General features: G+C 59.1%; 17 protein-coding genes. 3 read left to right on the top strand and 14 right to left on the bottom strand.

The window, feature by feature from the left end:
* Positions 1 to 74: 74 nt before the first annotated feature.
* On the top strand, positions 75 to 1,583 hold the full coding sequence (locus NIM86_RS12705; protein WP_253382946.1) for an aldehyde dehydrogenase family protein: 1,509 nt from the start codon (positions 75 to 77) through the stop codon (positions 1,581 to 1,583).
* 81 nt (positions 1,584 to 1,664) lie between these two features.
* Here the strand turns inward: NIM86_RS12705 and yjfF are convergent, their stop codons facing one another.
* The 13 genes from yjfF to chvE all read right to left on the bottom strand — a co-directional run bounded on the left by yjfF (position 1,665) and on the right by chvE (position 17,007).
* Positions 1,665 to 2,645, bottom strand: coding sequence for a galactofuranose ABC transporter, permease protein YjfF (yjfF, locus tag NIM86_RS12700; protein ID WP_256478481.1), 981 nt, complete (start codon positions 2,643 to 2,645; stop codon positions 1,665 to 1,667).
* Positions 2,642 to 3,712, bottom strand: coding sequence for an ABC transporter permease (locus NIM86_RS12695; RefSeq protein WP_371872899.1), 1,071 nt, complete (start codon positions 3,710 to 3,712; stop codon positions 2,642 to 2,644). The genes yjfF and NIM86_RS12695 overlap by 4 nt, the downstream gene beginning before the upstream one ends.
* On the bottom strand, positions 3,712 to 5,226 hold the full coding sequence (locus NIM86_RS12690; protein WP_253382691.1) for a sugar ABC transporter ATP-binding protein: 1,515 nt from the start codon (positions 5,224 to 5,226) through the stop codon (positions 3,712 to 3,714). Before NIM86_RS12690 ends, NIM86_RS12695 begins: the two co-directional genes overlap by 1 nt.
* Positions 5,227 to 5,285: 59 nt before the next feature.
* Entirely contained in the window at positions 5,286 to 6,236 is a 951-nt protein-coding gene (gene ytfQ, locus NIM86_RS12685) for a galactofuranose ABC transporter, galactofuranose-binding protein YtfQ (protein ID WP_253382690.1), read from the bottom strand.
* Between the two features lie 172 nt (positions 6,237 to 6,408).
* Positions 6,409 to 7,299, bottom strand: a complete 891-nt coding sequence (locus NIM86_RS12680; RefSeq protein WP_253382689.1) for an SMP-30/gluconolactonase/LRE family protein — start codon at positions 7,297 to 7,299, stop codon at positions 6,409 to 6,411.
* On the bottom strand, positions 7,296 to 7,937 hold the full coding sequence (locus NIM86_RS12675; RefSeq protein ID WP_253382688.1) for a 2-dehydro-3-deoxy-6-phosphogalactonate aldolase: 642 nt from the start codon (positions 7,935 to 7,937) through the stop codon (positions 7,296 to 7,298). Before NIM86_RS12675 ends, NIM86_RS12680 begins: the two co-directional genes overlap by 4 nt.
* Positions 7,934 to 8,836, bottom strand: a complete 903-nt coding sequence (locus NIM86_RS12670; protein WP_253382686.1) for a 2-dehydro-3-deoxygalactonokinase — start codon at positions 8,834 to 8,836, stop codon at positions 7,934 to 7,936. The genes NIM86_RS12675 and NIM86_RS12670 overlap by 4 nt, the downstream gene beginning before the upstream one ends.
* Positions 8,836 to 10,329, bottom strand: coding sequence for an aldehyde dehydrogenase (NADP(+)) (locus NIM86_RS12665; protein WP_253382685.1), 1,494 nt, complete (start codon positions 10,327 to 10,329; stop codon positions 8,836 to 8,838). The genes NIM86_RS12670 and NIM86_RS12665 overlap by 1 nt, the downstream gene beginning before the upstream one ends.
* Before the next feature lie 24 nt (positions 10,330 to 10,353).
* Positions 10,354 to 11,271 (bottom strand): Gfo/Idh/MocA family protein, encoded by a 918-nt coding sequence (locus NIM86_RS12660; RefSeq protein WP_253382684.1) that lies wholly within the window; start codon positions 11,269 to 11,271, stop codon positions 10,354 to 10,356.
* On the bottom strand, positions 11,271 to 13,013 hold the full coding sequence (araD, locus tag NIM86_RS12655; protein WP_253382683.1) for an L-arabinonate dehydratase: 1,743 nt from the start codon (positions 13,011 to 13,013) through the stop codon (positions 11,271 to 11,273). Before araD ends, NIM86_RS12660 begins: the two co-directional genes overlap by 1 nt.
* Before the next feature lies 1 nt (position 13,014).
* Positions 13,015 to 14,241: a multiple monosaccharide ABC transporter permease gene (mmsB, locus tag NIM86_RS12650; RefSeq protein ID WP_253382944.1), complete on the bottom strand. Its 1,227-nt coding sequence runs from the start codon at positions 14,239 to 14,241 to the stop codon at positions 13,015 to 13,017.
* Between the two features lie 25 nt (positions 14,242 to 14,266).
* Positions 14,267 to 15,820, bottom strand: coding sequence for a multiple monosaccharide ABC transporter ATP-binding protein (gene mmsA, locus NIM86_RS12645; RefSeq protein WP_253382682.1), 1,554 nt, complete (start codon positions 15,818 to 15,820; stop codon positions 14,267 to 14,269).
* 116 nt (positions 15,821 to 15,936) lie between these two features.
* Positions 15,937 to 17,007, bottom strand: a complete 1,071-nt coding sequence (gene chvE, locus NIM86_RS12640; RefSeq protein WP_253382681.1) for a multiple monosaccharide ABC transporter substrate-binding protein — start codon at positions 17,005 to 17,007, stop codon at positions 15,937 to 15,939.
* A gap of 143 nt (positions 17,008 to 17,150) precedes the next feature.
* Here chvE and NIM86_RS12635 point away from each other — a divergent pair, with 143 nt between their 5' ends.
* Together NIM86_RS12635 and araD1 are read left to right on the top strand one after the other, a co-directional pair.
* The gene (locus NIM86_RS12635) at positions 17,151 to 18,092 is read left to right on the top strand and encodes a LysR family transcriptional regulator (protein WP_253382680.1); all 942 of its coding nucleotides are present in this window, start codon (positions 17,151 to 17,153) and stop codon (positions 18,090 to 18,092) included.
* 94 nt (positions 18,093 to 18,186) lie between these two features.
* Positions 18,187 to 19,158, top strand: coding sequence for an AraD1 family protein (gene araD1, locus NIM86_RS12630; RefSeq protein ID WP_253382679.1), 972 nt, complete (start codon positions 18,187 to 18,189; stop codon positions 19,156 to 19,158).
* Positions 19,159 to 19,190: 32 nt separating this feature from the next.
* On the opposite strand, the gene NIM86_RS12625 is transcribed toward araD1, so the two are convergent.
* The gene (locus tag NIM86_RS12625) at positions 19,191 to 20,240 is read right to left on the bottom strand and encodes a LacI family DNA-binding transcriptional regulator (RefSeq protein ID WP_253382678.1); all 1,050 of its coding nucleotides are present in this window, start codon (positions 20,238 to 20,240) and stop codon (positions 19,191 to 19,193) included.
* Between the last annotated feature and the right edge of the window lie 101 nt (positions 20,241 to 20,341).

The following is a 20,341-nucleotide window of genomic DNA, read 5'->3' as shown; positions in this document are numbered from 1 at the left end:
ACACTGAGCGTTATGGACTGCGATGGATCGAAGCTGACGATTACCGCCTGAAAGGAACTGGCCAAATGAACGAAATGGTCGAAAACGAGCATGCCAGTACGCTCAGGGCTGCGGGATTGCAGGAAAGCGATCTGACGGGCGGCAGCCTGACTGTCTACTCCCCTATCGACGGTGTGAAAGTGGCCGAGGTCGAAGAGACCGCCGCATCCGATATGCCAGCCATTATCGAGCGCTCTAATAATGCCTTCCAGGCATGGCGCAGCGTGCCGGCCCCGCGCAGAGGTGAACTCGTCCGTATTCTCGGAGACGAATTACGGGCCGCTAAAGACGAACTCGGCGCGGTGGTGACGCTCGAAGCCGGCAAGATCACGTCCGAAGGCCTCGGCGAAGTGCAGGAGATGATCGACATCTGCGATTTCGCCGTCGGTATTTCCCGTCAGCTCTACGGCCTCACGATAGCATCGGAGCGACCGGGGCACCGGATGAGCGAGACGTGGCATCCGGTCGGTCCGGTCGGCGTGATCTCCGCCTTCAATTTTCCTGTTGCCGTATGGTCGTGGAATGCGGCGCTTGCACTGGTCTGCGGCAATCCGGTCATCTGGAAGCCATCCGAAAAGACGCCGCTTACCGCAATGGCGACCATGAAGATCGTCGAACGCGCTTTGAAGCGCTTCGGTGCTGATGCGCCCGATGGACTCGTCCAACTCGTCATCGGCGGTGCGGAAATTGGCGAGGCGCTGGTGGAGTCTCGTGATTTGCCGGTGTTGTCTGCAACGGGATCGACGCGCATGGGTGGTGTTGTCGGTCCTAAAGTTCAGGCGCGATGGGGCCGTCCTATCCTGGAACTCGGCGGCAACAACGCCATGATTGTCGCACCCTCGGCCGATCTGGACATGGCCGTGCGCGCCATCGTTTTCTCGGCAGTCGGAACGGCCGGGCAACGGTGCACCTCACTCCGCCGGCTCATTGTCCATAACTCCATAAAGGACGATCTGGTCGCCAAGGTCGCCAAGGCCTACGCGTCTCTTCCCGTCGGCGACCCCCGCCAGGACGGTACGCTGGTCGGCCCGCTTATTGATGGCAAAGCGCTGGAAGCGATGCAGGACGCCATCGCATCGGCAAAGGCAGAAGGCGGAACGGTCCATGGCGGCGAAGCTGTCACGGAGAACGTTCCGGCCGGCGCCTATGTCGCGCCCGCTTTGATCGAGATGCCGGACCAGACCGAGACGGTAAAAACGGAGACCTTCGCGCCGATCCTATACGTCATGGGCTATGACAGGCTGGAAGACGCGATCGCCATGCAGAACGGCGTGCCGCAGGGGCTTTCCTCCTGCATCTTCACGCTCGATCTGCGCGAGGCGGAGACCTTCCTGTCATCGACCGGCTCAGACTGCGGCATCGCCAATGTAAATATCGGCCCCTCGGGCGCGGAGATCGGTGGTGCGTTCGGCGGCGAGAAGGAAACGGGCGGCGGACGCGAAAGCGGCTCCGATGCCTGGAAGGGTTATATGCGCCGACAGACCAGTACCGTGAATTATTCCGCCGAACTGCCGCTCGCACAGGGCGTCAAGTTCGACGTCTAGCCGACACCGGGTTGCTGCGCCATTTGCGAGTCGATCCTGTCATGGCGCCACAACCTTGGCGGGCCTCCATGTAAAAACCGATCATGCGTGGCCGGCAGAAATTCGTGACTGGCTCAAGCGAAGCAGGCCCTTCTGCAAGAGAATGAACAGCAACAGCAGAAGGCCGATGACGATCTTTGTCCACCAGCTCGATAGACTGCCGTCAAAAACGATGTAGGTCTGGATCAAGCCCATGGTGAGGACACCGAATAGCGTCCCGACCACATAACCCGCACCGCCAGTCAGGATCGTGCCGCCGATCACAACGGCGGCGATTGCCGTCAATTCGGTCCCGACCGTCGCAAGTGGATAGCCCGATCCGGTGTAAATCGAAAAGACGATACCCGAAAGGCCGGCCATGAAGCCGGAAAACGCATAGATCATGACGGTTGTTCGGCCGACCTTCGCCCCCATGAGGCGCGCCGCCTGCTCGCCGCCGCCAAGGGCGAAAACACTTGCGCCGAAACGTGTCCGGTGAGCGATCAATGCGCCGACCGCCACGGTGAGGAGCATCGCAACTCCAATTAGCGTCAGCCGCCCCTTGCCGGGCATCAGCCAGTACGCACCTTGCAGCAGATCGTAGAATGGATGGGCGATGGGGACGGAATCGATCGTCAACATGTAAGCCGCACCGCGGGCGAGGAACATGCCGGCTAGCGTGACGATGAAGGAAGGCATGGCGAGCCAGTGGATAATGCCGCCCATTGCCGCGCCGAAAGCCGTGCTAAGCACGAGAAGCAGGGCGAAGACCATCAGAGGGTGCAAACTGGTCTCCCGCAGGACAACGGCAATAAATACGCCGGAAAAGGCGATGACCGAACCGACAGAAAGGTCGATCCCGCCGGACAGAATCACAATCGTCATGCCAACAGCCACGATACCGAGATAAGCGTTGTCGGTCAGGAGGTTGCCGACGACACGGGTCGAAAGCATGGCAGGGAACTGTGTGTAGCTCAGCGCGTAAGCGATCACGAAGATAGCTATGGTCGCCAGCAGCGGATAAAGGCGGGTATTGATCGTCATCGCGATACCTCGCTTTCCGGCACGGGACGTTCTGTCATCCGCGGCCCGGATTGTGGAGCGGCCTCGTCCCGTAAGGCGCGGCGACGCGCCAAAGCTTGCCTAGCCCATAGCCATTGGGCAGAAAGGTTGGGCGACTGGACGACAAGGATGGTCAGCACCAGAACAGCTTTGATCACCAGATTGTACTCCGAAGGAAAACCGGCAAGCAGAATTCCCGTGTCGATCGTCTGAATAATCATGGCGCCGAGTATCGAAGCGGTGATGGAGAACCGTCCCCCAAGCAGCGAATTGCCGCCGATCACGACGGCAAGGATGGCGTCGAGTTCCAGCCAGAGGCCGGCATTATTGGCATCGGCGCCTCGTATGTCGGCCGTGACCACAAGTCCGGCAATCGCTGCGCAAAGGCCGGAAGCCATATAAACCGCGATCAGAAGGACGCGCGCATTGATCCCGATCAGCGCGCTGGCGCGTCTGTTGATGCCAACAGATTCGATGAGAAGTCCAAGGGCCGTCCAGCGCATCATCAATGCAAAACCGATGCCGGTCAAAAGCCAGAGAACCACCGGGAAGGGTACGCCGAAAAGGGTTCCCGACCCGATCGTGGCGAAGTCGGGATCGGAAAAAGTAAGAATCCGCCCCTCGGTAATCAGTTGCGCGATGCCACGGCCTGCGGTCATCAGAATTAGTGTCGCAACGATGGGCTGGATACCGATGACGGAAACGAGAATGCCGTTCCATAGCCCAGCCGCGAGCCCAACAAGAAGAGCCAGGATAAGCGACGGCACTGTGCCGTAGCCGCTGGATACGGCCCATGCCGCGGCGGCCCCGCAAATCGCCATCACCGTACCAACCGACAGGTCGATGCCTCGTGTTGCGATCACGAGTGTCATACCCACCGCGAGCAAGGCGACGGGCGCGCCCCGTTTGACGATATCGATCATCGGTCCCACGAGACGACCATCGGAAAAGTCGATCTGCAGGAAGGTTGGAAAGAACACGCTGACCAGCCCGATCAACGCAAGAAGCGACACGATCTGGGGCAAGAGGCGTAGAAGCGACCGGCCGATCACGCGACAGTCTCTCTGTTGTCAGGCGCAGCGATGTTTTCGATGATCCGGTCTCGCTGAATCTCATCACCGACCAGCTCGCTGACATGCTGTCTGTCACGCACCACGATGACTCGGTCGGATACGGCGATGAGCTCGTCGAGTTCGGACGATATGATCAGAATGGCCATGCCATCATCCGTCAGACGTTCGATGAGACGAAGGATTTCCGCGTGCGCACCGACATCGATGCCGCGCGTTGGTTCGTCGAGAATGAGGAAACGGGGGTTCATGGCCAGCCAGCGAGCGAGCACGACCTTCTGCTGATTGCCGCCAGAAAGATCGCCGACCGCCTTTTCGCCGTCCGGCGTTCTTATGTCGAGCGCATCGATATATCGGTCGGTCAGACGCTTTTGCTCGTTACGGGGCATTTTCCGCAGCCATCCTCTCTGCGCCTGCAGGGCAAGAATGATGTTCTCCCGCACCGAAAGGCTGGCAATAATGCCGTCGGTTTTGCGATCTTCCGGGGCAAAGCCTAAACCGGCCGCTATCGCATCGCGCGGCGACGCCAAGTTCACGACTGTTTCGCCGTCATGCACACGCCCTTCCGGCGCGCTGCGGATGCCAAACAGCATCTCCGCCGATTCTGTGCGGCCTGAACCGAGTAGTCCGGCGAGGCCAATCACCTCGCCTTTATGAACGGTGAGATCGAAAGGCTCGACGACATTTTTCCGACCCATGCGGGTAAAGCGAATGATCGTCTCTCGCGGCGGTGCTTGATCCCCGGCTGCGGTTCGCTGTTTTCTTTCCACCCTTTCCAGCTCGTGGCCCAACATGTTGGCGATCAGTTCCATCCGGTCGAGCGAGGCGGTGGTTTCCGTCGTGATCTTTTTGCCGTTACGCAGCACGGTCACCCGGTCGGTGAGGTCGAAGACCTGATCCAAGAAGTGGGACACGAAAATGATTCCCAAACCCCGTTCCTTCAGTCCGCGAACCACATTGAACAGCAGCCGCACCTCGTTGGCGTCGAGGCTTGCGGTCGGCTCGTCTAGAATCAGCACCTTGCCCGAAAGATCCACGGCACGGGCGATGGCGACCAACTGCTGGATCGCGACGGAATAGCTGCCGAGATCGCGCGCAACATCGATGGCGACGCCATATCCTTTCAACATGCGTTCCGCCTCGCGGCGCATGGCCTTGCCGTCAATGAAACCCAAACGCCGGGGTTCGCGGCCGAATAAAAGATTTTGCGCCACCGTCAGGTTCGGTAACAGATTCACTTCCTGATACACCGTACCGATACCGAGTTCCTGTGCTTCGGCTGTCGAGGACGGCGATATGGGCTCACCATCCAGGATCATCTCACCGGAGTCGCGACGATAGGCGCCGGTCAGGCACTTGATCAGCGTCGATTTGCCTGCGCCGTTTTCTCCGAGCAGGCCATGTATTTCACCGGCGGCAAGATCGAAGTCGACATCGTCGAGCGCTTTGACGCCTGGGAAATGCTTGCTGAGAGAACGGATCGAAAGAACCATCGCTCACACCCCGAATAGAGTTGACGGGCGCACCGAATGCGCCCGTCCGATGCGATCGATCAGTAGCCGAGATCCTTACGCGCCTCGTACTCGCCTTGCGGGTCGTCGCTCTGCGTGTAGAGCTTGGACTCTGTCTGGATGAACTTCTCCGGTGCTGTGCCATCGGCCCAGTATTTCTCCAGCGCGTCAAAGGCGGGGCCTGCCATGTTAGGCGTCAGTTCAACGGTGGCGTTCGCTTCGCCGTTTGCCATGGCCTGGAAATAATCCGGTACAGCGTCGATGGCGACGATCTTGATGTCGGTGCCGGGATTGAGGCCAGCCTCCTTGATCGCCTGGATCGCGCCAAGCGCCATGTCGTCATTGTGTGCATAAAGCGCGCAGATACCGCTTCCGCCATTTTCCGCCTGCAGAAAGCTTTCCATCACTTCTTTTCCGCCGGAACGGGTGAAATCTCCGGTCTGGCTACGGACGATCTCCAGGTTATCCTTACCTTCCAGGGCCTTGCGGAAACCATTGGCCCGGTCGATAGCCGGCGACGACCCCGTCGTGCCCTGAAGTTCGACAATGCGGCATTCGCCGTCGCCAACTTCGTTGGCCAGCCATTCGCCTGCGACGCTCCCCTCGTGAACGAGGTCCGAACCGACAGCGGTCAGATAGAGATCGTCCGAACCGTCGATCTGGCGATCCAGAAGCACAACGGGAATTTCGGCCTCCTTGGCCTCTTCCAGAACCGAGTCCCAGCCTGTCGCAACCACCGGCGCGATGAGAATGGCGTCGACGCCCTGCGCGACGAATGAGCGAATGGCCGCGATCTGATTTTCCTGCTTCTGCTGGGCATCGGAGAATTTCAGATCGATGCCGCGCTCTTCGGCCTGCTGGCGGGTCAGCGTCGTCTCGGCTGCGCGCCAGCCCGATTCCGATCCGATTTGTGAGAAGCCGACGGTTTCAGCGCCAGCGCTCGCTGTGCCAAGCGCTACGACAGCAGCAGTCATCATAAGTGTCTTGAGCATGTTTTCCTCCCGGTAAAACTTGGTCACCAGACGTTTTGCTATCTGGTCACGGCGACCCCTCCTCGGTCGCCGAGCGGCCAACTCCATGGCCGTACGAAGGAGGATTGCAGCGATCCGCCATCCTTTCAAATGATGGTTTTGCTGTCCGTTATACCGATTTCGGCATGGCAGACTAACGAGCGAGTCGAACAGGCTTGTCGTGCCGACCTTGGAAATTGCCCGTGACATAAAACGTGTCTCCCGCCTGACGGTCGGCACCGAGCGCCGCACCATCGAGACCCTGCATTGCAGAAGTGACGAGAAGCGCAGAAGCATCCTCGCCGACAAAAACCGGACAGGAAACCTGCGACGCAGGCATGGGGATAGGATCGAGAAATCGTCCGTCCGGGGTGATGCGGTCGATTCGCCCACCGCCCCAGACCGCCACATGCAGCACGTCGTACCGGTCCATCACCGCGCCATCGGGCGACCCATCGCGAATGCGGTAATCGGCGAACAACACCTTGTTTCCAGTAGGCAGGCCGGTCTTCGGGTCGATGGCGATGGAATAGATCCGATCTTCGGCAGTATCGGCGAGCATCGCCGTGCCGCCATTGGCGCTAAAGCAGATTGCGTTCGGGATCGACCAGTGCGGTTCCACGACGTGCAATTCGCCGCCAGTCAGCGCGTAGATCGCGCCCGCATCGGGCTCGGCATTCTTGCGCATCGTGCCAAACCATAGCGCACCTGACGGATGCACCCGTGCATCGTTGCTTCGCGTGTGCGGGTTATCTGCTTCGATCGGCTGATACATTTCCAGTTCGCCAGTCCGGGGATCGAAGAACTGCAAGCCGGTTTCGGTCGCGAGACAATAGCGTTCGTCCTCGCTCTCTATCCTGAAAAGCGCCGAAGCCATGACCGGTAGATCGAAGGTTTGGATTTGCTGATCGCGAAAGCTGTAGCGCCTGAGCTTTCGTCCAACGATGTCGAACCAGAACGCGGCATCCCGGGACGGATCGTAAGCCGGCCCTTCACCGAGTGTGAAACTGCATTGCGATAGGGTCGAGACCTCGAATTGGCTCATCGGTCCTGCCCTGCCAAGGCTTTGTCGTATGCCGCCACCGTCCGCAGGGCTCGTTCTGAAATCTCGTCCGCTGACCATTCCGGCCTGAAAAGCGAACTGCCAAGACCGAACGCCCGGATTCCCTTTTTGACGTAGCTAGCGAAATCGTCTTCCGCGACACCCCCGACCGCAGCGACAAAGGCATTGGACGGCAAAACCGCTTTGAGAGCAGCAATTCCATCCGGCCCCATGATCGAGGCTGGGAAGAATTTCAAACCGGATGCCCCGGCATTCAGCGCCTGAAAAGCTTCGGTCGCGGTAAAGCAGCCTGGCAATGTCACCAGACCCTGTTTCACGCCGGCCTTGATAATTGCCGGATCGGAGTTGGGTGTCACAAGCAAACGCGCGCCGGTATCCGAAAGCCGTTTTACATCGTCAGGATCGAGCACCGTGCCTGCTCCGATCATGGCGTCCGGCAAAGCGTCCACCATGGCGGAAATCGAGCAGAAAGGGTCGGGGGAATTGAGGGGCACCTCGATGGCCTGAATGCCAGCTGCGAAAATCGCACGGGAAACAGCAACTGCATTCTCGGGACGCAGACCACGGAGAATGGCGATCAGCGGGCGCTCCAGATCGTTCAGACTTTTCGGTCGGCTCATGTTCGGCCCTCATAAATTTTTTGTGCTGCGGCAATCAGTCCCTGCCGGGTGGCTCGCTCCGCGTCGATCACCTCATATTCTCGACCGACGGTCGCAAAAGCCGCGGCATAAAGTGCGCCAAGCCGGTCGTCTGCGATCAGTCGAATTGGTCCTTCCGCCTTCGCTGCCGCGACTTCCGCACCGATCAGAAGACCGGAGAGGCGTGCAGCATTGGCTCCGTTGTCAGCATCATGCAGAATTCCGCCGGCGCGAATTGAAAAAAGAGCGGCTGAAAGATCGATCTCCCGATCTACCATTTGCCGCACGCCGGCGATGAAATGGGCATCGTTTTTTTCAACTGTTCGAGAGGCATCGATGCTTGCGGTCAATATGGACTGCCGCGACAGAAGCGAGAAAAGCTCACCAGTCATGAAGGTCGTAAAACGCACGATCCTGCCGGATTCGAGCCAGACCCATTTGCTGTGAGTGCCCGGCAGACAGATCCAACCCTCCCGAAGGCCGCTACCTGCGATCTGCACCTCTTCGCCGCGCATGACGTCTGCAGGCTCGTTCTGCGAGACGCCCGGCAGAATGGCGACCGGGCGCACACCATCGATAATGACCGCCGCGTCAGCGATCTGGGCGACCGGAGCCGGCGTCGGCATATAGGCTGCCTCCCGCCAGCCGCCACGAGCGCCCGCCATACCGGAGATCACCGCTGGCAGGTCAGGTGACGCGCCCATAGCCGTCAGTTCGCTCTCAAAAACATCGGCGAATTTCTGCGGCCCGCCATTGCGGCACACCGCCATGCCCTGATCGCTCCGTCGTTCATCGATAACGGTGCCGGCAGCATCGCTCAACCAGACCCGCAGCCGGGTCGTACCCCAGTCCGCCAGTGCAAATCGGGCGGATTGCGCCATCACTTCGCCAGATCGGCCGGAAGCAGCGCTTGCGGAATGTTCTGATAGCAGACCGGCCGCAGGAAGCGCTGAATGGCGAGTGTGCCCACGGATGTCGTACCGTTCACCGTTGTCGCCGGATACGGTCCGCCATGCATCATCGCCGGCGAGACCGCTACACCGGTCGGCCATCCATTGGCAAGAATACGGCCCGCCTTGCGTTCCAGAATCGGCAAAAGATGCTGACCAAGCGCCTCATCGCCATCTTCCAGGTGGATGGAGGCGGTCAATTGACCTTCCAGTCTCTCCGCGATCTCGATCATCTGATCCTCGGTCTGCGCAGCCACCACAATGCCGAACGGACCGAATACTTCTTCATGAAGACGTGAGTTTGAGAGCCACTCCGTTCCGCTCACACGCAACAGATCGGGCGCATTGCGGCGATCCGATCCGCCCGACCGCCGCGCGGCCTCCGCACCGGCATCGACCGCCGCATTGCGTCCCTCGCGATAGGACTGCGCGATCCCTTGCGTCAACATCGGCGCATCGTCCACGTCTGCCAGCGCGCTGTCCGCCGCCGTCACCAGTATTTCGAGCGCATCGCTTTCCTTGGCAATGAGAACGCCCGGATTTGTACAGAACTGACCGACGCCCATGGTCAGAGAGCCGGCCCAGCCGGAACCGATATCGCCAGCGCGCTTCGCCATGGCGGCTGGCAGGCAGAAGACAGGGTTGATCGATCCAAGCTCTCCATAAAACGGTATCGGTGTGTCGCGCCTGCAGGCCAGGTCAAATAGTGAACGTCCCACGCCAAGTGAGCCGGTGAACCCGACTGCGGTGATAAGTGGGTGCGTGACGAGGGCCTCGCCGGCCTCGCGGCTATTGGACTGCACGAATTGAAAGGTGCCCTTGGGCAGACCGCATGTCTTCATCGCGTCCAGAATGGCATCCGCGACAATCTCCCCTGTGCCCGGATGGGCGGGGTGCCCCTTGACGATGACCGGACAGCCCGCAGCGAGAGCAGAAGCCGTATCGCCGCCGGCGACCGAAAATGCGAGCGGAAAATTGGAGGCCCCGAAAACGCCGACCGGTCCGAAGGGCCGTTGCATGAGGCGAAGATCGGGATTGGCATCCGAGGCGCTCTCATAGCGCCGATCGAGATAGTCGCCTTCGCGCAGCACTTTTGCGAAAAGTCGAAGCTGCCCCGTTGTCCGACCGCGTTCGCCATTCAACCGTGCATCCAGCAGACCGGTTTCGGCGGTGCCGATTGCAGTGATCTCCTCGCCGCGCGCCTCGATCGCATCGGCGATGGCTTCAAGAAAGCGCGCGCGCTCCTCCCGACTTGTCCAGCCAAAAGTTCTGAAGGCTGCTTCAGCCGCTTTTGCTGCGCGATCCACCTCATCTCTGCCTCCATTGAAGACGGTCAAAGGATCGCCGGTCACGGGGTCCGAAGTAAATGTGGGACCACCATCGGCCCATTCGCCTGCAATGAGGTGTCTGCCTGTAAATATCATTCTGCTGCTTTCGGATTGCATTCTTTAAAAATGAAACGGCGGCGCTTGATCGATCCGAGCGGTCATCATCGCGTCTGCAACGATGCGAAGAGGTTCGGTATCGACGTCGGACTGCCTTTCTTGGATCAGTCTGGCAAAATCGGCATAGAGCCGATCGTATTCGCCTGGCCTCTCAAGTTCTTGGCTCTTTCCTGCCAAGGAAAGCGCCGCGCCTCCCTTGGTCAGGTCGAGCGGGCCATCATCCGTTTCCACCGTTATGGTCCAGGTCTGCTCACCCTCCTGAAGCCAGTCGAGGGTCATATGAATAGGGCAGTCCTTGTGCCGCATGGCGACATCCCCAGCTATAGGGGTCGCCCGATTTTCAGGAATCGAGAGCCGGGCGCTTTCGACGATAACGCGCTCCGGCAGAATTTCGGTCAAAATCGAGAGGGCGTTAATACCGGGATCGAAAACGCCGAAGCCTCCCGGCTTGAACACCCAGTCCTGACCGGGGTGCCATTGGCGCACATTCTCGCGCCAGCTAATTTTTACGGAGCGGATCGACCTTTTCTCAAGCCAACGGCGAGCCGGATCGACAGCCGCAGCGCGGCGCGAATGCCATGTGGCATAGAGCACCGTGCCGGCCTTGTTTGAAGCGGATCTCAAAAGTTCGATCTCGCCAAGCGTCGCAGCAGGCGGTTTCTCGATCATGAGATCGCAACCCGCTGCGATGACCTTCCGCGCTATCTCGGTGCGTACAGACGGCGGCACACATAGGCTGACGGCCGCCTTCTGTCCTGTCGCCAGCCAGTCGTCGATCGTCTCGAAATTCTCAACATCCTCTACGGCGGCATTGCGACTGATCGCCGCGACGAGGCGATAGTCGCTGTTCTTTCCGATAGCTGGAAGATGCTGATCCTTCGCAATCTTGCCAACGCCGACTATGACCAGATCGATTGCCATCAGTGGCTTTCCCGGCCGACGGCCCGCCCTCGCCTGCCGCGAAGGAAATCGAGGTCCGCCCCGCGCTCGGCGCCCTCGACGTGATCGTGATAGAGCATTTCCCATCCCCCGGCAGGACGCTTGGCCGCTGTCTTCCAATCCGCCAAACGCCGGTTCATCTCTTCGTCCGAAATGTCCAGATGAAGACGCCGCTTCGGCACATCGACCTCGATCACATCGCCATCCTGCACGATGGCGAGCGGGCCGCCCCGCGCCGCTTCCGGCGCTGTATGCAGTATCACCGTGCCGTAAGCCGTGCCGCTCATACGAGCATCGGAAATGCGGATCATGTCCTTTACACCGGTTTTCAGAATTTTTGGCGGCAGGCCCATATTACCGACTTCCGCCATGCCCGGATAACCGCGGGGGCCGCAATTTTTCATGACGAGTATGCAATTCTCATCGACATCCAGATCGGGATCGGCGATACGCGCCTTGTAATCGTCAATGTCTTCGAAGACGACCGCGCGCCCCCGATGAACCATCAATTTTTCCGTAGCGGCGGAGGGTTTGAGCACCGCGCCGTCGGGCGCAAGATTGCCTTTCAGCACGGCAATGCCACCCGACTCGGTCAATGCCTTTTCCACTGGCACGATGACGTCCTCGTTCCAGTTACGAACCTCCTTGACCTCTTCCCATACCGTCCCGCCGGAGACGGTAAGCGCATCGCGATGCAGATGACCGGACTCGCCAAGGCGCTTTATCACGACAGGCAAACCACCGGCATAGAAGAACTCCTCCATCAGGTATTTGCCGGACGGCATGAGGTTTACGATTGTCGGAATATCACGGCCGAGCCGGTCCCAATCGTCCAGCGACAGGTCGATTTCGGCTCGACCAGCGATGGCCAGAAGGTGAATAACGGCATTGGTGGAGCCGCCAATCGCACCGTTCACGCGGATCGCATTTTCGAAGGCTTCCTTGGTGAGGATGTCGGATGGTTTGAGATCGTCTTTCACCATATCAACGATGCGGCGTCCCGTGAGATGCGCCATCACCCTTCGACGACTGTCCACGGCCGGAATAGCGGCATTTCCCGATAGCGCCATACCGAGCGCCTCAGCCATGGACGCCATGGTGGAGGCCGTTCCCATGGTGTTGCACGAGCCTGGCGAGCGGCTCATCGCCTGCTCGGCGTCGAGAAACTCGTCATTGCTCATTTCGCCGGCTTTTACGGCTTCGCTCATCTGCCAAAGCGCCGTGCCGGACCCGACACGCTCGCCCTGGAACCAGCCATTCAGCATCGGCCCGCCAGAAACGACGATAGCCGGCATGTCGACGCTTGCCGCGCCCATAAGAAGTGCAGGCGTTGTTTTGTCGCAACCGGCGAGCAGGACGACTCCATCCAGTGGATTGGCGCGCAGCGCCTCCTCCACATCCATGGCGCAAAGATTGCGATAGAGCATGGCGGTTGGACGAAGCGAACTCTCGCCCGGCGAAAAAACAGGAAATTCCAGCGGCAGCCCGCCAGCCTCATAGATTCCGTGTTTCACCCGCTCGGCCAGATCCCTCAGATGAGCGTTGCATGGCGTCAGCTCACTCCAGGTGTTGCATATGCCGATCACGGGCCTGCCGTCGAAAAGGTCGGCGGGCAGTCCCTGATTTTTCATCCATGACCGATGATAGATCTGATCTTTCTGCGAACCTTCGAACCATTCACGGGATCGCAGGCGGCGGGGCCAGGGCGCAGGGGTGAAGCTCATCTCAAGCGACCTTCTGCTTGTTGTAGACGTCGAAGATAACGGCAGCCAGAAGAACAAGCCCCTTGATCACCTGCTGCCAGTCGATCCCGATGCCGAGAATGCTCATCCCATTGTTCATCACACCCATTATGAACGCGCCCACCACCGCACCGACCACCGTGCCGACGCCACCGCTCATAGATGCGCCGCCGATGAATACCGCTGCGATCACGTCCAGTTCGAAGCCTCGTCCTGCGCCGGGCGTCGCGCTGTTGAGACGGGCGGCGAACACAAGGCCGGCCAGTGCCGAAAGCATGCCCATATTGGCGAAGGTGAGAAAGGTAAGCCGGTCCGTCCGAATACCGGAGAGTTTGGCTGCTTTCTCGTTGCCGCCAATAGCGTAGATTCGCCGGCCGAGCGTCGTCGCATTGGTGAGAAACGTATAGATCACGATGAGAATGCCCATTGTGATCAGCACGTTGGGCAACCCGCGAAACGTAGCGAGAAGCCAGGCGACATACATGATGCCCGCGACCACGAGGACATTGCGGCCAATGAAAAAGGAAAATGGTTCGTCCTCGGTTCCGAATGCCGCATGACGGCGCCGGGCGCGGATGGCGAGCGCAACGATGGCGACCGACAGAACCAGCCCGATGAGAAATGCCAGCGTATTGAAACGTCGAAGACCGAGCGCTTCGGCGACGAACGGAAAAGGATCGGGCACGAAGCCGGTGGACAGCAATTGAAAGTTGCGGGGGAACGGACCGATGGACTGGCCGTCGAGCAGCCAAATCGTCAACCCGGCGAAGACAAGCATACCGGCGAGCGTCACAATGAAGCTCGGAATCTTCCAATATGCGACCCAGTATCCCTGCGCGGCGCCGATTGCCAGCCCGGTTAGAAGACACACCAGGACGGCGAGAGGCACCGGCCAGTCCCACTGGACAATAAGAAGCGCGGAAAGGCCGCCGATAAAGCCGACCACGGAGCCGACGGACAGGTCGATATGACCCGCCACGATGACGAGCAGCATGCCGACGGCCATGATGATGATGTAGCTGTTCTGCAAAAAGAGGTTGGTCAGATTGACCGGACGCATCAGCGTCCCATCCGTCATATAGGTGAAGAACACCATGATCACGATCAGCGCGATCAACATGCCGTAGGTACGGATATGGTCGGAAAGATATTGGCCAATGGAGATCTTGCCGACCGTCTCCGTATCGGCTGGCCCGGCCGCTTCGTCCATCGGGGTCACGATGGCTTCGTTCTGATCAAGCGTCGACATGGTTGTTGACCTTTTCGGCGTTGATAATGGCCTCCATGATGCGTTCCTGGCTGGCCTGTTCCCGTGTCAGTTCGCCAACGAAGCGGCCCTCGTTCATCACATAGATGCGGTCGCACATTCCGAGGAGTTCCGGCATTTCCGATGAGATCATGAGAACGCCCCTGCCCTGTCCGGCCAATTCATTGATGATGTTGTAGATTTCAAATTTCGCGCCGACATCGATGCCTCTTGTCGGTTCGTCGAGGATCAACACCTTGGGATCGGAGAACAGCCATTTGGCAAGGACCACCTTTTGCTGATTACCGCCCGAAAGGTTGCCTGCCTTCTGAAAAACGCTGGGCGTCCGCGTACGGAGCTGGCGGCGATAATCTTCGGCGACATGCCGCTCGCGCGTATCGTCGAGAACGCCCCTTCGCGAAATCTTCGGCAATGCGGCAAGGGTCGTGTTCTTGACGATCGTCTCGTCGAGAATGAGCCCGAGCGATTTCCGGTCCTCCGTGACGTAGGCCAGTCCGGCGTCGATTGCGCGAGGAACGGTGGAAACGTCCGCCATCTTTCCATCGATAAGAACGTTGCCGGTCTGCCCACCGCCCCATGAGCGACCGAAAATGCTCATCGCAAGTTCCGTTCGGCCCGATCCCATAAGACCTGCAATACCGACGACCTCGCCCGCTCGGACATTCAGATTCACATCGTTGATGATTGTCCGATCGGTCTGGATAGGATGCCTGACCGACCAGTCCTGCACTTCCAGGAGTGTTTCGCCGATATGAGAGGCGCGCGCAGGGTAGCGATTGTTCAGGTCGCGACCGACCATGTCGCGAATAATGCGGTTCTCCAGAACTTCGCGCCGGTCCGATGGCATGGTGCTGACGGTATGCCCGTCGCGAATGACGGTGATATTGTCCGCCACCTCGGCAATCTCGTTCAGCTTGTGGCTGATCATGATACAGGTGATGCCCCGGTCTCGAAGTTCGCGCATGAGCTTCAGAAGCGTTTCTGCATCTTTTTCCTGTAAGGCGGCAGTTGGCTCATCGAGGATGAGCAGTTTGACGTCTTTCGAGAGCGCCTTCGCGATTTCCACGAGTTGCTGTTTGCCGACGCCGATCTGATCGACCCTCGTCTGCGGCTTTTCTTTCAGTCCGACCCGGTTGAGAAGCACTTCGGTCTGCTTCCACATCTCGTGCCAGTCGATGACGCCGCGCTTTGCGATCTCATTGCCGAGAAAGATATTCTCGGCGATTGAAAGAATGGGCACCAGAGCCAATTCCTGGTGGATGATGATAATGCCCTGTTGCTCGCTCTCGCGGATCGAGGAGAAGCGCATCTCTTCGCCGTCATAGAGGATCGAGCCGTCATAGGTGCCGTGTGGATAGACGCCGGACAGCACCTTCATGAGCGTCGATTTACCAGCGCCATTCTCGCCGCAAAGCGCGTGAATTTCGTGCCGTCGAACTTGCAGGTTCACGTCATCGAGCGCTTTGACGCCCGGAAACGTCTTCGTAATGCCGCGCATTTCCAGGATGATATCGTCGTGCATGGCGTCTGCTGCTGGTCTCGACGCACAATACGAAGCGCCGGCTGTTCCTAGGTATGGTGGCGTGTGCGCAGGCGGAACGGACAGAGCCGCTCCGCCCGCAGGGAGAACCCCGATGGTTAGTTCAGGTCACTGTCGGAATAGTAACCGCTGCCGACAAGCGCTTCTTCATAGTTGGTCTTGTCGACCGGCGTTGGCTCAAGCAGGTAAGACGGCACGACCTTGACGCCATTGTCATAGGTTTCCGTGTTGTTGATCTCTGGCTCTCCGTCGCTGAGGACGGCCTCGACCATACCCACCGTGACGCGTGCGAGTTCGCGCGTGTCCTTGAAGATCGTCGAATACTGTTCGTCCGACTTGATCGATTTGACCGACGGGATTTCGGCGTCCTGTCCGGTTACGATTGGCATTTTCAGGTCGCCCGATCCGTAACCGACACCCTTCAGCGATGATAGGATGCCGATGGAAAGCCCGTCATATGGCGAAAGAACGCCGTGGACCCGCGCATCGGTGTAATTGGCGGAGAGAAGGTTATCCATCCGCGCCTGCGCGCGGGAGCCGTCCCAACGCAATGTGCCAACGGTATCCATCCCCATCTGGCCGGATACGATCTTGACCGAGCCATCGTCGATCAGCGGCTGCAGGACGCTCATTGCGCCATCGTAGAAAAAGTACGCATTGTTGTCGTCCGGCGATCCGCCGAAGAGTTCGACGTTCCAGGGTTTTGCGTCCGGAAAGCGTTCTTCGAGACCCTTGACCAGGCTCTCCGCCTGCTGAACGCCAACCTTGAAATTGTCGAAGGTCGCATAGTAACTAACGTCGCCACTGTCGCGGATCAGCCGGTCATAAGCGATAACCGGAATGTCAGAAGCCGCGGCATTTTCCAGCGCATTCGTCAAAGTCGTGCCGTCGATGGCGGCGATCACAAGCGCGCAATCGCCCTTCGTGATCATGTTCTCGACCTGGGCGAGCTGGTTCGGAATGTCGTCATTGGCATATTGCAGATCGACGCCGTAGCCCTTCTCTTCGAACTGCTTTTGCATGTTCTCGCCATCGGCGATCCATCGAGATGACGATTTGGTCGGCATGGAAATGCCAACGGTGCATTTATCCTGCGAAAGAGCCGGTCCAGCGGACAGCATTGTGCCAGCCAGCATGATGGACGCGGCCAGCGTCGTAAAACGTTTCATAGATTTCCTCCCTTGGCTCGGGCCGCTGCTCACGCAGCTCAATCGCCCGATCCGTCATAGACGGCAGGGACAGGCTATGGACAGATAGCATACCGATCAAATACCAATTCATACTAGCTCCATATCAGGGAGGGTATGTGAAAATGAGCTTTGACTTGTTGTCGCGTCTGACGCTACGGCAGATACGCCTGGTCGCCGCCATCGCGGAACATCGACAGCTCTCCATCGCCGCCAGTGAACTGAATATCACTCAGCCGGCGGCCAGCCGCACTTTGGCAGAGACGGAGCAGCTTTACGGTACGCAGCTTTTTGAGCGTCACAGCCGCGGCATGAGTCCGACGGAGGCAGGGCTCATCGTTGCGCGGAGAGCCGCGAATATATTGCGCGAGTTACGCGCAGGCGAAAGCGAAGTCGAGCAGTTGGAGGCCGGTCTTGGAGGATCGGTCGTGATCGGCGCTGTGACTGGCCCGGCGCTTGGCCGTATCGTACCGGTATTGAGCGACTTCCGCCTTATTGCGCCTGAAGTGGAGGTCGAGGTGGAGACCGGAATGAGTGACGAACTCATCCGTAATCTCGTTGCCGACCGTCATGACTTTGTTCTCGCACGTTTGCCGCCTAGCGCGGATGCGAGGCTATTTACAGCGACGCCCGTGGCGCCAGAAGAGGTGTGTTTTCTCTGTCGTGACGGTCATCCTCTCTTTTTGCAGGACGAACCGGCCGGTTTGGAGGAACTCGCCAAGTGCGATTTCGTTATGCAGGCGCGTGGCGCCCCGATCCGTACTGTCGTTGAGGATGCGATAAGGAGCGCCGGCTCCAGGCAGCCCCGACACGTCACCGTTACGCAAAGTCTCCTCGTCACAATCGGACTGCTTGAGCGGAGTGATGCGATAGCGCCGGTCAGCCGCGAAGTCGCGGAACTTCTGACGCATAAGATCAATGCGAAGGGACTGGCGATTATCGCGACGGAGGCCCGCCTTACCGTGCCTGTCTATTCTATCGTCTGCATGCGCGAACGCGCGTTGAGCCCCGCCGCGGCCCGCTTCAAGACCATGCTGACCGAATCGATCGGTGGGCGCGAGACTTAACGAGTTCGATATATCAGATGCTGCAAACGGCAATTGTTCGTCATATCCTGATCCGATAGCGTCCGTCGCACTGAGGGATACTGGGAGGACGGACATGCATCTGAGCTGCACCAAGGACGGCCGTGTGATCTGCCGGAGGGGGCAGCAATCTCGTGTGGTTGAGGGCGCGTCATCGATTGTTGCGCTTGCAAAGCAGGCCCTTTCCGCCGGACAGACCCTCGCCGAGGCCATCGATGCATCCGGCCTTGGAGACCCCGTCGACCTTTCCGAGCTTCTTCGCGAAGGAATGATCGATGCGCCAATACGACACGAGGACCCGGCGCATCTGCACGTCACCGGCACCGGCCTCACTCATACGGGCAGCGCGAGCACACGCAACGCGATGCACGAAAGCGCCGCTACCGACGAGACCGACTCAATGCGCATGTTTCGTATGGGCATGGAGAATGGCAAACCGCAACCGGGCGAGATCGGTGTTCAGCCGGAGTGGTTCTACAAGGGCAACGGTCATACGCTCGTCGGTCCCGGCAACGACCTCGTATCACCGGCATTTGCAGAGGATGCCGGCGAAGAACCCGAAATCGCCGGCATTTACATAGTGGCGGAAGATGGTGCCCCCGTCCGTCTTGGCTTCACACTCGCCAACGAATTTTCAGATCACGTGACGGAGAAACACAATTATCTGTGGCTCGCCCATTCGAAGCTCCGCCCCTGCGCGATCGGTCCAGAGCTTCTCGTTGGCGAGCTTCCCGACGATATTCGAGGCGTATCGCGCATTCATCGAGACGCTTCCGTGCTTTGGGAAAAGCCGTTTCTCTCTGGCGAAGCGAACATGAGTCACGCGATTGCAAATCTGGAGCATCATCACTTCAAATACGATGTTTTCCGCCAGCCCGGCGATATTCACATTCACACATTCGGCACCGCGACGCTGTCATTCGCTGACGGGATTGAAACGCAGGACGGCGATATTTTCGAGATCGAAGCGGCGGCCTTCGGACTGCCACTACGCAACCGCCTGAAAACAAGTTCTGAGACCGGCCCGGTCACAGTTCGGCGCCTCTAGGTCTCGTTACCTGACGCCGGGCGAAAATGCATTCATCTTCCAGTTTGGCGGTCGGTGCTGGCACGAGCCATCAACTCGTAACCGAGATCCGTGACCGTTGGCTGCTTTTCCGGATCGTCGAGGTTGTCGAGAACCGTCTGCAGCGCCAGCATACCCATTTCGCGACGAAAGGTGCGCACGCTCGTGATCGCTGGATAGGCCGCGGCCATCACTTCAAGGTCGTTGAAGCCGCAAATGCCGAATTCAGCCCCGATTTTAAGTCCCCGACGCTGCGCGCCGAACTGAACGCCAAGCGCAAGGTCGTCATTATTGCAGAAGACGGCGTCCGTTTCGGGCGCACGCTCGAGCAGCGTATCGAGCAGCGAGGCGCCGAGCCCAACACGCGAGGGATCTACGGTGGTGATCTCACGGCAACCGATCGGTATGTCCGCCTCCTGCAACGCTTGCCGAAAACCATTCAGGCGTCGCTGCGAGCGCGGGTCCATTCGTGCGCCGATAAATCCGGGCGCTTTGTAGCCCTGCGCGATAAGATGTTCTGTTGCCGCCCTGGCAGCGTCGCGATGAGAAAATCCGATCATGCTGTCGATCGGCCCGTCGGCGAATTCCATGATCTGGATGACGGGGCACCCGGCACGTTCAAGCATCGCTTTTGTATTGGACGTCTGGTCGATACCCGCGACAATCAGTCCGGCTGGACGCTGGCCAATGAAGACCCGCGTCAGTTCCTCTTCGGTCAGAGGGTCGTAACGCGTGTTACCGACCTGTACGCTATAGGCAGTCTTGCCGACCGTATCGTAAAGACCGCTGAGCACATCTGCAAAAACGCTGTTTGTGACGGACGGGATGAGCACACCAATGACTCGGCTCCGGCGAGAGGCCAGCGCCTGTGCAGCGGGGTCCGGGACGTAGCCCAGCGTATCGACGGCTTCTGCGATGCGTTTGCGAAGCGCTTCGCTCACCATTTCCGGTCGGCGGATCGCCCGGCTGACGGTAATCGTCGATGTACCGACATGCGCTGCGACATCGGCAAGCGTGACCCGATCCTTATCCTGTCCCCCACGCTCGAATAATTTCCGCTTCATGAAAAAGGCATGCTTGACGGATGTCAAAGCTGTCAAGTAATGACAGCGCTGTCATTCATGTTGAATGACGTTCGTGGGAGGCTGACAAGTTGGTGCATGTT

The organism is Notoacmeibacter sp. MSK16QG-6 (genome assembly GCF_024158145.1).
GTDB lineage: Bacteria > Pseudomonadota > Alphaproteobacteria > Rhizobiales > Rhizobiaceae > Notoacmeibacter.
The sequence above is the reverse complement of the archived record's forward strand: the minus strand, read 5'-3'. Positions and strand labels throughout refer to the sequence as shown.